The organism is Desulfuromonas svalbardensis (assembly GCF_055389415.1).
Genome location: NZ_AP042416.1, coordinates 1,383,266 through 1,396,539, shown reverse-complemented (window position 1 = coordinate 1,396,539; position 13,274 = coordinate 1,383,266). Strand labels below are relative to the sequence as shown.

At 47.3% G+C, this 13,274-nt stretch carries 9 protein-coding genes; 3 read left to right on the top strand and 6 right to left on the bottom strand.

Annotation, left to right across the window (positions count from 1 at the left end; genetic code table 11):
* The first annotated feature begins 162 nt into the window (after positions 1-162).
* The 3 genes from ACZ5KY_RS06200 (at position 163) to ACZ5KY_RS06190 (ending at position 4,839) form a co-directional block, all read left to right on the top strand.
* Positions 163-1,983: a TonB-dependent receptor plug domain-containing protein gene (locus tag ACZ5KY_RS06200; protein WP_464243031.1), complete on the top strand. Its 1,821-nt coding sequence runs from the start codon at positions 163-165 to the stop codon at positions 1,981-1,983.
* Between the two features lie 428 nt (positions 1,984-2,411).
* Positions 2,412-4,433: a PocR ligand-binding domain-containing protein gene (locus tag ACZ5KY_RS06195; RefSeq protein ID WP_464243030.1), complete on the top strand. Its 2,022-nt coding sequence runs from the start codon at positions 2,412-2,414 to the stop codon at positions 4,431-4,433.
* 37 nt (positions 4,434-4,470) lie between these two features.
* Positions 4,471-4,839 (top strand): response regulator transcription factor, encoded by a 369-nt coding sequence (locus ACZ5KY_RS06190; protein ID WP_464243029.1) that lies wholly within the window; start codon positions 4,471-4,473, stop codon positions 4,837-4,839.
* Between the two features lie 232 nt (positions 4,840-5,071).
* On the opposite strand, the gene ACZ5KY_RS06185 is transcribed toward ACZ5KY_RS06190, so the two are convergent.
* The 6 genes from ACZ5KY_RS06185 to ACZ5KY_RS06160 all read right to left on the bottom strand — a co-directional run bounded on the left by ACZ5KY_RS06185 (position 5,072) and on the right by ACZ5KY_RS06160 (position 13,250).
* Complete coding sequence (locus ACZ5KY_RS06185) at positions 5,072-5,902, bottom strand: DUF4405 domain-containing protein (RefSeq protein ID WP_464243028.1); 831 nt, start codon at positions 5,900-5,902, stop codon at positions 5,072-5,074.
* 91 nt (positions 5,903-5,993) lie between these two features.
* Positions 5,994-6,860 (bottom strand): NAD(P)-dependent oxidoreductase, encoded by an 867-nt coding sequence (locus ACZ5KY_RS06180; protein ID WP_464243027.1) that lies wholly within the window; start codon positions 6,858-6,860, stop codon positions 5,994-5,996.
* A 188-nt stretch (positions 6,861-7,048) separates the two neighbouring features.
* Positions 7,049-9,724, bottom strand: a complete 2,676-nt coding sequence (gene polA, locus ACZ5KY_RS06175) for a DNA polymerase I (protein ID WP_464243026.1) — start codon at positions 9,722-9,724, stop codon at positions 7,049-7,051.
* A 91-nt stretch (positions 9,725-9,815) separates the two neighbouring features.
* A complete protein-coding gene (locus ACZ5KY_RS06170; protein WP_464243025.1) occupies positions 9,816-11,180 on the bottom strand; it encodes a sigma-54-dependent transcriptional regulator in 1,365 nt (454 codons plus the stop codon).
* On the bottom strand, positions 11,173-12,675 hold the full coding sequence (locus ACZ5KY_RS06165) for a sensor histidine kinase (RefSeq protein ID WP_464243024.1): 1,503 nt from the start codon (positions 12,673-12,675) through the stop codon (positions 11,173-11,175). Before ACZ5KY_RS06165 ends, ACZ5KY_RS06170 begins: the two co-directional genes overlap by 8 nt.
* A 41-nt stretch (positions 12,676-12,716) precedes the next feature.
* On the bottom strand, positions 12,717-13,250 hold the full coding sequence (locus ACZ5KY_RS06160) for a hypothetical protein (protein WP_464243023.1): 534 nt from the start codon (positions 13,248-13,250) through the stop codon (positions 12,717-12,719).
* Between the last annotated feature and the right edge of the window lie 24 nt (positions 13,251-13,274).

The window sequence follows — 13,274 nt, the reverse complement described above, 5'->3', positions numbered from 1 at the left end:
CACGAAGTGTATGTACTGATAATTTTTATTTCCGAAGTAATTGGACCGTCGTAAACCAAAACAAGGAAAAGGTTTACTTCGGATTGACAACGGCCCCCGCAACCGCTAGAATCTCCTCGTCAACCAAAAAATTAAACATGTTTACGATCTGTGGAGGCTTCAATGTTTTTCCGTACCTTATTTGCATTTATAGTGTTAACCCTTGTCTTGATTGGGTCGAGCTTCGCCAACGACACCCTTTCTGAGCTGGAACTGAGTCCTGTGGTTGTGACAGCAACCCGCTCCCCCCAGTACCTCAACAAGATTGCTCAATCTGTTTCGATCATTGATCGTGCTGACATTGAAGCTGCACCTGCAGAGAGTTTAGCCGATTTACTCGAATATGTAAGTGGTGTCGACGTTCGCCAGCGCAGCACTCATGGTGTGCAAGCCGATGTCAGCATCCGGGGTGGTAGCCACGAACAAACATTAGTACTGCTAAACGGCATCAGCATGTCGAACCCCCAAGTTGGTCACCACAACATGGATATTCCTGTTGCCCTGAATGATATCGAGCGCATCGAAATCATCAAAGGCCCTGGGGCACGAGTTTACGGCGCCAACGCCATGGCAGGAGTGATTAACGTCATCACCCGTAAAGGGCAAGTTCCATCGATATCAGCTCAAATTAAAGCGGGTGACTACGACACTCATTCAAGTGAGTTCCAAGCCCATTTTTTGACAGGAGATTGGCACAACAACCTATCGGCTTCGCAGAGCTACTCCTCTGGTTTTGACGACAATGAACCAACAGGGTTTAATCTTAAAACGATCAATTATCAAGGACAAGGGCAGGTTAACAATGTCGATATAGAAACAGGGATCGCTTACACAGATAAAGACTTTGGTGCCAGCCGTTTCTACTTTAACGCCCCCTATCAGCACGAACATACTAAAGGTTCCTTAGCCTATGTTGCTGCCAACCTGCAATCGGGTATCATTGACTGGCGACCTCAAGTCTCATGGCTCCACCATGAAGATATCTACACCTCCGCCTATGGCATCAACGACACCGATACCGATAAATATTCCTTTCAAATCACCGGCAACACCTCACTTCGTTGGGGCGACATTGCCTTTGGTGTAACCACAGAGCGTGAAGAGATTAACAGTTCGAACCTCGGTGAGCATCACCGCAATAATACCAACCTGTCACTGAACTACACCTTAGCTCTTACTGAAGCTCTATCTATCAGCCCGGGTGTTTCAGCAGCACATTATTCTGATTGGGGTTGGGAATATTGGCCTGGCGTTGAAGCGAACTATCGTTTCAACAACAACCTGCAATGGTTCGCATCGGTTGCTAAATCATTTCGAATTCCAACCTACCTTGAAATGTACTACAACACACCGAGCAACATCGGTGATCCTAATCTCGACGCTGAAGAAGCATGGACATGGGAGAGTGGACTTCGGTGGCAGAAAAAACGGATTAGCGCCAACCTCTGTATTTTCCTGCGTGACAGCAGTGATTTAATTGATTGGTCTAGAAAATCTTCAAGTGATGCGTGGATGGTGCGAAACGTTACAGACAGCACAACCCGTGGCATTGAGGTGGGCGTTGACATCAAACAACCCCTGACTGCACTACCAATTATTGGTCGCGTTTCACTGGGATATACCTATCTCGATCAAGATATCGACAGTGCAGGACTTGAATCAAAATACAGCTTAAACAACTTGCGCCACCAACTTCATGGTGCACTGTATCTCGATTGGGCGCCACGAATCAGCCACGTTATTAAAGCGCGAATCGAGGAGCGGATGATGGGCGACACAAGTTTTGTTGTTGATAGTAAGTTAAGCTATCAGGCCAGCGAACAGATCTCACTCTCCATTGAAGCGAGCAACTTACTCGATGAGGAGTATATCGAATCGGGTGACGCACCGATGCCGGGACGCTGGATCATGGTTGGCCTCGCCATTCATCACGACTTTATTTAGCCCCATACCCGAATATAAAAAGGCGGAGCCGACAATGCTAGCGAGTCGTTTTATAATTGGTCATATTTCGCCAAGTTAGGATTACGCAATACTGGATCTTATCTGATCGCCACTTTGCAGCCTGTTGGCAATGACTCGCTCTACACAATCAGGTGGTGTGTGAAAATTAGCGCTTATGGGATTCCAGAGACCACACCCTTTTGACCGTTGCTTATAATCTGTACCAACTTGTCGGACAAATCTCGTGCCCGCCCACTAACCCAGCGAGTTGCCAACAGACGAACTTATGGTGCCTACTATTGCAAACTGACTTCAGCAGCGAATAGTGATTTTATTGGCATGCGAAAACAGCGTTTTAGGTTTGTTGTCCAGCTTCATGTCGTGGTAGGTTTAAACATAGGGATTAAAATTCTATATATATTCGAGCAGTGAGGTTAGACGTGCCATATATATTTTCTGATGTCGTGGACATTCAGTCGGTTCAGAGCCTAATGGATAACCTTTGGAATATCACCGGCATTTCCACGAGTATTATCGATGTTGACGGCACGGTTCTGGTGGCCAGCGGTTGGCAGGACATCTGCACCCAATTTCATCGCCAACACCCAGAGACCAACGTGCGTTGCCTGGAGAGCGATTCTTACCTCGCAAAGCATCTGAATAATAGCCCCGGCCTACCGGAATGCGGCTACATCGAATACACGTGCCGAAACGGAATGATGAACATCGGCATCCCCATTGTAATTGAAGGCCGCCATCTGGCCAACATTTTCTTGGGACAGTTCTTTTATGCTCCCCCAGATGAAGAGTTCTTCCGCCACCAAGCTCGAAGGTTCGGGTTCGACGAGTCGGACTACCTCGCCGCCGTCAACAAGGTCCCCATCTTTTCCCGCCATAAGGTGATTGAAATCGCTGGTTTCAACACAGGACTGGTGGGGCTGCTTACCCGCATGGGGATCGAAAAGATCCGCCAACTTGAGGCGCAAAGTGAGCTGCAGGAATCCGAGGGGAAATTCCGCAATCTGTTCGAAAGCTCAAATGACACCATCTACATCGTAGGACGGGGTGGCCAGATCCTTGAGGCTAACCATATGGCCTGCGAGCATTTCGGCTTTTCCCATCAGGAGTTACTTCAAAAAACAATGCCTGAGCTGTTGACTCCGGACGAGGTCAGCAAGATCAGCAATCGGATTCAGGAGATACAGGAAAAGGGCCGGCTTATTTTTGAAGCCGTCCATGTTCGCAAAGGCAATATCCCCTTTGCCGTCGAGGTCAGTGTTCGACCATTTACTTACCAGGGGCAACAGGCTCTACTAGCAACGTCCCGAGATATCACTGATCGCAAGCGCGCCGAGGCGAAGGTCCAGGAAAGCGAGAGAAGGCTCGCCACCCTGATGTCCAACCTGACTGGCATGGTCTACCGCTGCCGCAACGACCAGGAGTGGACGATGGAGTTCGTCAGCAACGGCTGTCGCGCCTTGACCGGTCACCCGCCTGAAGACCTGATCGAAAACAACAAACTCTCCTTCGGTGACATCATTCACCCGGAGGACCACGAAAAAGTGTGGCAGCAGATCCAGGTCGGCTTGCGGAAGAATGAGCCGTTTCAGGTCGAATACCGCATCCGCACTGCCGCTGACGAAGAGCGCTGGGTTTTGGAGTTGGGCCGTGGCGTCTCTGCCAGTGGAGGGGGACTGGTCGCCCTAGAAGGCTTTATCACCGACATTACCGAGCGCAAAAAGGCCGAGGAGATACTGCGGCAAAGTGATCGGATGAAGAGCGAATTCATCAAGACGGTGGCCCATGAATTTAGAACGCCGTTGACCTCGATTCAGGGGTTTTCGGAAGTATTGCTGACTCACGACCAACTCTCTCCAGAGGTTCAGCGGGAGTCACTGCGTTACATTTACGAAAGATCCGTCGCCCTGGCGGATATGGTGGATGACATTCTCGATATTGCTCGCATCGAAGCCGGGAGAGGGCTTTCGTTAAAAGTCTCTCCCTGCCTGGTGATGGAACTATTTCGCCAAGTTGAACCCTTCTTGAAAATCCAGGGAACTAAATACCGATTTGAAGTCAATCTAGCCGAGAAAGATCTTCTGTTAGAGATTGATAAACGCAAAATGGGACAGGTTTTGGTAAACCTGCTCAGCAATGCCATCAAATTTTCACCCGAGGGGAGTTTAGTCCAGATCAGAGGCGACTTTTTTCAGGGGAAATACCGAATTTCCATTGCCGACCAAGGGGTCGGGATGACTCAGGAGCAGGCGGCCATGGTATTCGACAAATTCTACAGGATTGATGCCTCCGACACGGCTGTCGAGGGTATCGGCCTGGGCATGAGTATTGTTAAGCACATTGTTGAAGCCCATGGCGAGAAACTCTGGGTGAAGAGCGAACTAGGCAAGGGGACAACAGTAAGCTTTACCCTCCCCTTGACCTTACAGTAGGCGGAAAAAGTGCCAACAGTTGATAAAGGAGGGCCAAGTGAAAAAGATATTGATCGTCGAGGACAAACTTGAGATCCAAAAGCTCCTGGAAATGATCCTAGAAAGCGAGGGCCGCCAGTTACTGATAACGGGAAGCGGGTCAGAAGCCGTTAAAATGACCCGGGAGTTCATGCCGGATGTGATACTTCTGGATGTGATGTTGCCCGGGGGGATGAACGGGTATGAAGTCGCACGGACCTTAAAAAGGGATCCAGCAACTGCCTGCTGTGCCATCATTATTATGACCGCTAAAGTCCAGGATGAGGACAAGGCAGAAGCATTCGATGCCGGAGTCGACGATTACATTGCCAAACCTTTCAATATGCTTGACTTAAAAAACAAGGTGGAAAAGTTTCTGGGTAGGTGAATTTTTTAGGGAATGTTCTTGAAGTGGCCGACTAAAGCACCAAAGGGGGCCCGACAATTGCTCACCATTCTCATGCCTAGCACCAAGTAATTACAACTGACTACTGATCTAAAAAAAAATCCCCCTGCCGCAAAATTACAGCAGGAGGAACACTATACCTAGGGTGCGAAATCTACCCACTCATAAAAAGACCGGTTAACCACAATAGGCTCCGCCATTTTTCATAATTCCATTACTTTGTCTGTGACAGTTGATAAATTTTTTCATACAGCGTCATGGGATTAACGCCCTGTTTCCCTGCCAGTTCTTTAAGACTAATCTCTTCAGTCGCAAAAGAACTGCCATCACTTTGCGTCACACGGAGCGCAGCAACGACAGCCTGACAATCCAAACCATAAGTGGTGCAAATTTCACTGAGAGTCAGTCGCCCCACCCCTGTCGGCGGTAATTGCGGTAACGATAGCGTCTCCCCTGCCGCCAACACAGGTTTTATCAACTCAAACAGTTGCTGCGGACTCAGATCATTGAGCTGGGCAATCTCCAACACGGACTGTTCCGCCGAATCAAACACCACCTGCGCCACCTTCAACTGCTCGACAACCGTATCCAAATCTAACCCTGTATGGCGCACTAACACCATTAACGAGGACAATTCAGCGTGACCATACGGTGGCTCTCCGTAAACGGCAGAAGCGCGGTCTTTAAACCCTTCACTTACAGACATGACAGTACTAAAAGGGGGAATATTAACAAGAGTTCCGACACTCACAACAAGGGTGATCAACAGTGACCAACCCGTTGCCGAGGAACACATCACCCGCCGACTGCGGACAATATAACCAACAATGGCGTTCCAATTCAGAACAAGGTGCCAAACACTTGCGACAACAAACAGTAGACCCAGATTGGTATGCAGCGCCCCCCATTGTGTTTTTGTTAAATTGGCCCACTGCCAATGCGCCCAATAGGCGACACGACCATGTGGTGCCACGTAGAGAACAATACTGGTTGCAAACAACAGTACGAATGAAAACAACGTCGTCAGAGAGATAATTTTACGCATCTGCAATCCTTTATGGCACCAAACAAAACAGGAGAGCATAAAAATGCTCTCCTGTTTTAAACTAGTATTTATACTGCGGTAAGCGAGTCGACTACTTGCGTAATACTTTAATAATCGCTGAGAAATCTTCTTCGCCACGACCATCTTCCATCGCTTCAGCATAAACATCGAGAGTCGCTTCCATTGCAGGCAAACGAGCACCAGTAATATCTGCGGCTTCTTTAACCTTGCGCAGACCTTCATAAACATATTTCAGAGCGAGGTTCCGGGTGAAATCACCGCGAGCCATTGAGCGCCCCTTTTTGTGCAATAACGGTGAGGCAACACCACCAGCATCCAACACTTCTAAAATCTGATCATTACTAAAGCCTAAACGATCACCAAGCACTAAACCTTCAGCCAACGCCTCCATAAGCTGCGACTGGACAAGGGTTACAACAAATTTCATCTTAGTTGCATCACCAATTTCGCCGACATGAAGAATATTAAGACCAACAAGACTAAGGACTTCGCGACAGCGACTAACAACCGACTTATCACCACCGACCAAGATCGTTAACAGGCCATGGGCAGCATGCTCTTTTGTTCCCCATACTGGGGCATCAAGGAATAGAATTTTACGTTTCGCCGCCTTTTTAGACACCTCTTTGGTGACCTCAAGCGAATGAGTTCCTAAATCACATAGGATCGTACCGGGTGAAATTCCGGCTAAAAAGCCACCATCGGTAGAAAGAGCCTGCTTGAGTTCTTCTTCGTCAGGCAAAACAGTTAATACAAGATCTTTACCTTTGATTGCTTCGAGGGCTGAATCTGCAGCAGTCGCGCCCTTATCAACCAACGCTTTAACAGCATCAGTATTTGCATCAAAAACGGTTAGATTATAATTACCCTTAAGCAGGTTGATCGCCATGAATTTGCCGACCGTTCCCAATCCGATAAAGCCAATCTCTTTGATCATATTCCCTCTCCTTACATCTTTTGTACAGAGCGTTAGGTCCCAACTCTGTACCCCCATATTTAAAATTACACAAAGTGTTTTAACACATTTATTCAAGTCCCAATCACCGAAACGTTAGTGACGTGGGCAAATTATTTTTGAGTATACCCTAGTTCTAAATTAAGGGGAATTTTTTCTATGCATTGGAGTTAATGCGCTTCACGCCAATTTTTACCATATCCAACACAAACATTAATTGGCACACGCAAATCAACGGCCCCTTCCATCTCCTGCTGAACCAAACGCTGAAGCTGTTCCAGTTCACCTTCAGGAACATCGAAAACCAATTCATCATGGACCTGCAGCACCATTTTACTCTGTAGCCCTTCGTCTTTTAATCGCTTATGAACAGCGACCATGGCAACCTTGATAATATCCGCGGCCGAACCCTGCACGGGATAGTTCACCGCATTACGTTCAGCATAGCTGCGGATTTGACCGTTTTTACTGTTAATATCAGCCACGGCACAATGACGGCCGAGTAGAGTTTTAACATACAGATTTTGCCGTGCTTCCTCTTTACGTTCTTCAATAAACTGGTTCACCTGAGGGTAACGCTCAAAATAACGATCAATATATTTCTTAGCTTCCTTAGTGGTGATATTCAAGTCTTTGCCAAGACTAAAGGCTCCCATACCATATAACACACCAAAGTTGATCGTTTTGGCACGACGGCGCATCTCATCGGTCACTAGGGCTGGAAAGATATCAAAAATTTCGCTAGCCGTTTGTTGATGAATATCTTCATCACGTTGAAAACTTTGTTGCAACGCCTGCTCATCAGCCAGATGTGCCATGACACGTAGTTCAATTTGTGAATAATCCGCAGCAAGCAACACATGTCCCGCTGCGGGGATAAAGGCTTCGCGAATCTCTCGCCCTGCATTGGTGCGAATAGGGATATTTTGCAAGTTTGGATCGCTGGATGAAAGTCGACCTGTTGCAGTCACCGCTTGATTGAATGAGGTGTGAATACGACCCGTCTCAGGATGAACCAAGCGCGGTAAGCTGTCGGTGTAAGTTCCCTTGAGCTTAGCGAGTGAGCGATACTCCAACACTAACGACACAATCTCATGCTGATCGGCCAGCTTTTGCAGTACATCCACCGCAGTCGACCAACCGGTCTTAGTTTTCTTGCCATGTGGCAGACCAAGGCGGTCAAATAAAATCTCCCCCAACTGCTTCGGCGAATTGATATTAAATTCCCCCTCGGCAAAGGTATAAATTTTATCTTCGAGTGCCGAAATTTGCGTAGCAAACTCCTGACTCAAACAGCTCAACTTGTCACAGTCAACACCAATACCGTTCCACTCAACCTCTGTTAGGACCAGCATCAATGGCAACTCGACATCTTCGAATAATTGCCTCAACTCGCCCTTTAATTGTGGGTTGAACAGTAGGAACAGTTGCAACGTGATGTCAGCATCTTCAGCAGCATATTCGGTTGCTTTATCGACAGCAACTTCAGCGAAACCAATCTGCTTTTTCCCCGTACCCGTTACGTCTGAATAAGGGATCATTTTGTGATTCAGATATTCAGCGGCCATACTATCTAAGCTATGAGAACGCGATTCAGGATGTAACAGATAGGAGAGCAACATGGTATCCGCCGCCACACCATTGAGGGAAATTCCTGCGCGCCGCAGGACGATGATATCGTATTTAAGGTTTTGGCCAACCTTGGGCCGATCCGCGTCTTCGAGAATAGGCCGCAGCACTTCCAGCACCTGTTCACGGTCCAACTGCTTCTCAGCACCTTCAGCAGTATGCCCCACGGGTATATACCATGCTTCTCCAGCGGTAATCGCCAGCGAGATACCAACAAGATCGGCTTCCATCGCCTTCAATGCTGTCGTTTCGGTATCAATACTGATCCATTCAGCACCTTGAAGCTGAACAACGACCTCTTCAAGTTGAGACAGCGTGGTGACACAGTGATACTCGCCAGCCAGACTACGCTCGACAACAGGGCTAGAGAACTCATTGTACAACTGAGCAAACTCCATCTCTTTAAAAATGGCGGAAAGCGCCTCACTATTCGCAGGCTTGATGGTAAAATCGACATCATCAACATCCAGCGCCATATCATCAATAAGGGTCACTAGTTCACGCGACAAACGTGCTTGATCGGCAAAGGTGTGCAGATTTTCCTGCCGTTTTTTCCCTTTAACCTGATCGATATTAACAAGTAAATTTTCAACAGTGCCAAACTCTTCAATGAGCGCCTTTGCGGTCTTTTCACCGATGCCCGGTACCCCAGGAACATTATCCGAACTATCACCTGCGAGAGCTTGAACCTCAATCACCTTATCGGGTGTGCCACCAAAACGCTGAGCAACCTCGGCAAGGCCGGAGATCTTATCCTTCATAGTATCTAACAGTTGAACCCGTTCATTAACCACCTGCATCAAGTCTTTATCGCCAGTGACTACGGTCACATTTACCCCTTCAGCACTTTTCTGCCGTGCCAAGGTGGCAATAATATCATCGGCCTCAAACCCTTGACGCTCAATACTAACAAGGTTAAAACCGGCCACCACATCCTTAATGATCTGAATCTGCGGCACCAGATCGTCGGGCATTTTCGAGCGATTGGCTTTGTATTCTGAATAGATCTCTTTACGAAACGTTGGCCCTTTTGCATCGTAAATTACGGCCAACTGATCGGGATTATGGTCTCGAATCACCTTGAGCAACATTTTGGTAAAGCCCAACACGGCGTTACAGGTGAATCCTTTAGAGTTGGATAAGTGGCGAATCGCAAAGTAAGCACGATAGATATAGGAGGAACCGTCGATTAAAAATAGACGTTGAGGCTTGGGCATGAGGCTCACAGTTCAGAAGGTGGTTAACTTGGGATATTATGAACACAGGTGACACGCAGTTTTATTTGACGGTCACCTGTGTTGGTATAAATTACAGCAGATCAAATTTTTTCATACGATAACGAAAGGCATCAATTCCCAAGTGCAACTTGCGAGCGGCTTGTGATTGATTGCCATTACTCAATAGTAGTGCTTGCTGAATCAATTGTTTTTCAACCACTTCAATATCAATCCCTTCTGGTGGCAACTGAAAACTCCCTGTTGAATTAGCAGCAGGTTGACCGAGCATCTCACGCGGCAACAACTCAAGCTTAAGGGTGTCACCACTTTCAAGGATAATGGCCCGTTCAATGACGTTACGCAGCTCACGAATATTACCCGGCCAATCGTAATCGAGTAGATATTTTTCCGCCGCACGGGAAAACCCTTTGATGCTTTTACCGAACTCAGAATTGTAATGATTGACAAAGTGATAGGCCAGCGGCAAAATATCATCGGGACGTTCACGTAATGGTGGGAGGTATATAGGGATAACTTGGATACGGTAGTACAAATCTTTACGGAAGCCACCCTCTTCAATTGCTTTTAACAGCTCTTTATTGGTCGCCGCGACAATCCGAATATCGACATGAATATCCTTGGTTCCACCAATACGACGGAACGATCGTTCCTCCAAAACTCGCAACAATTTAGCCTGTGTTCCCATTGGCATATCACCAATTTCATCGAGAAACACCGTGCCGCCATTGGCCATCTCAAACAGCCCTTTTTTCTGGTTTTTAGCATCGGTAAAGGCCCCTTTTTCGTGGCCCATCAGCTCACTTTCGAGCAATGTTTCTGGCACCGCAGCGCAGTTGATCGCCATAAATGGCTGCTCACATCGCGAGCTATCGTAGTGCAGAGCCCGTGCAACAAGTTCTTTACCCGTACCACTTTCACCTTGAACCAATACCGTTGCGGCATCACTTTTGGCGATTTTAGAAACCATATCGAGAACACTCTCCATATGAGAACTCTCGGCAATAATCTTTGAAGAACCTTGCGTCCGCTTTTTTTCAGTACGTAAGTGTTCAACCTCTTTTTTTAAAGCCTGCGTTTCAAGGGCTTTACGTAAAACCACCGACAACTCATCGAGATTGAAAGGTTTGTTGATATAATCAAACGCACCAAGTTGCATCGCCTTAACGGCGGTTTCAAGTACACCAAGTGCAGTGATCATGATGACGCTGATCTCATGATCAATCTCTTTGATCTGCTCAAGGGTCTCGATACCATCGATGCCCGGCAGTTGAATGTCTAACAGAACTAGGTCAGGCGAGTGCTTACGAACATAGTCGAGGGCCTCTTCACCAGAACCCACCGTTTGAACCATGTATCCCTGTTTTTTAAGACTTTGCTCTAAAGACCAACGAATCAAATGTTCATCGTCAACAACTAATACCCGATAATTATTCATGTGGTTCCTCTTCCGTCTGCTCAGTGGGCAACACGGCAACTGGCAGGGAGATAGCAAAGGAGGTCCCCTCATCGGGAGAACTCATTACTGAGATATGTCCATCATTCTGCTTGACTAACTGCTTACAGATCGCTAAGCCAAGGCCCGTTCCACGGTTTTTAGTGGTGTAAAACGGGGTGAATATTTTATCCAAACGCTCAACCGGAAGACCTGTTCCGGTATCAATCACCTGAATTCTCACATAATTCTGGCCATCATTTTCACTGTTAAGTTCAGTTTGAACCGTCAATGTGCCACCTTCTGGCATCGCTTGCAAAGCGTTAATGATCACATTGAGTAAAACTTGTTGCACTTGCTTGCGATCCGCCCACACAGGCGGTAAATTACGTGTTAGTTCAGTGACATGTTGAACATCTTTCGACTCAGGGTGTTGAGCAACAAAAAACAATGTCTCTTTGACCACATTATTGATATCGAGATAATCGCAATGGGGCAGACCAGGACGACCAAAATTGAGCAGATCCGTTGCAGTCTTGTTTAACCGCGCAATCTGCGCCAGAATATCTTGTACAACTTGGTGGCGTTCATCCTCGCGTGGAAAATCATCAGCCAATACCGTTACGGCACCACTAATACCCGCCAATGGGTTTTTAATTTCATGGGCCATCCCTGTCGCCATCTCACCGATAGAAGCCAAACGATCGGCTTGCTCCATTTGGCGAAAGTGACTTTGTTCAATCTCCTGTTTAGCCTCGGAAAGCTTGCCAACCATAGAGTTAAAACTATTCATCAGATCGGCAATCTCATCGTTGTGCTTGGGGGCAATTCTAACATCGAGATCACCCGCCTCAACTTTCGCCATCCGTTTAGTAATCACCTTAATGGGTTCACGAACAAAACGAAGGAGAATAATGGCAACCCCAACAGAGAGAAGTACGGTGACAAAAATCATCGACAACGAGAAGCAGCGAGACGAGCGATTGAGCTTTTCCATCGTCCCCTTCATCGAATAGGTCAGATTTAACACGCCAAGAACTTTTTTCGCCTCACCATGACAGCTTTGACACAAGGCTCTTGAATTGATCGGCTTAATGATACTCAAGTACTCTTGACCTGATTGTTCAAAAATCCCCGAAGTTTTACCTTGTTCAAAGACTCGACGATCATGATCTGGGATTGGCAGATTAATCTCGTCAGCGATAGATGAATTAACGACCAAACCATTGTCAGGATTGAAAATTCGCACCCCAAGCAAGCTGGGATTACGGGAGATATATTCGAGGGTTTTTTGCAGCCGAGCGGCATCACCCTTACATTTCGAGTTAAAAATGGCATTTTCAATTGTTGCCATCAGAATTTCAGCGCCATCGGTGGTCATTTCAATCATATTTTCATGGTCACGCTTATAGTGGAACGCGGTAAAAACACCGATTCCCACTGTCAACAGCACCACATTCATCACAACAATTCGAACAATCAAACTACTTCTAAACACAGATTTTCCTTCGCCCCGATCATTACAGGACTTGTATATAATTATCGTCCAGCGGTCAAATAGGCGAAGATCAGATCATTGAGCCCCTTCGCCGTGGTTGTGGCCTGCACTGGTTCTGATGGTTCATCGTGCTCCGGCTGCTTCTCCGGTTGCTTCTCCGGTTGCTTCTCCGGCTGCTTCTCCGGCTGCTTCTCCGGCTGCTTCTCCGGCTGCTTCTCCGGCTGCTTCTCCGGCTGCTTCTCCGGCTGCTTCTCCGGCTGCTTCTCCGGCTGCTTCTCCGGCTGCTTCTCCGGCTGCGAACCAGCGCCTAATACTTCGACAATACTGGCATCGTAATGACCACCTTTAAGCTGACGAAGCATCTGCTTATGCTGTTCCTTCATGCGCGATTCAACGAGGTTAGGCAACAATTCGTCGTTTAAGAGTTCCGTATAGGATGTGGTTTGACGCGCTAAAATTGTGCCACCACTATAGAGCAACGTGGTAATTTCAGCCTTCTTTACACCACTGTCCTCAGTTTGGACGTGGAACATCTGCTCTTTGTACCGAAAATTGTGATTAAATCCACCAACCATAATACCAGCCCCTAGTTAGTTAAC

Bases quoted from the DNA above. Each gene is read 5' to 3' on its own strand.
- ACZ5KY_RS06200 (WP_464243031.1), top strand. From the start codon at position 163: ATGTTTTTCCGTACCTTATTTGCATTTATAGTGTTAACCCTTGTCTTG.
- ACZ5KY_RS06185 (WP_464243028.1), bottom strand. From the start codon at position 5,902: ATGCGTAAAATTATCTCTCTGACGACGTTGTTTTCATTCGTACTGTTG.
- ACZ5KY_RS06180 (WP_464243027.1), bottom strand. From the start codon at position 6,860: ATGATCAAAGAGATTGGCTTTATCGGATTGGGAACGGTCGGCAAATTC.
- polA (WP_464243026.1), bottom strand. From the start codon at position 9,724: ATGCCCAAGCCTCAACGTCTATTTTTAATCGACGGTTCCTCCTATATC.
- ACZ5KY_RS06170 (WP_464243025.1), bottom strand. From the start codon at position 11,180: ATGAATAATTATCGGGTATTAGTTGTTGACGATGAACATTTGATTCGT.
- ACZ5KY_RS06160 (WP_464243023.1), bottom strand. From the start codon at position 13,250: ATGGTTGGTGGATTTAATCACAATTTTCGGTACAAAGAGCAGATGTTC.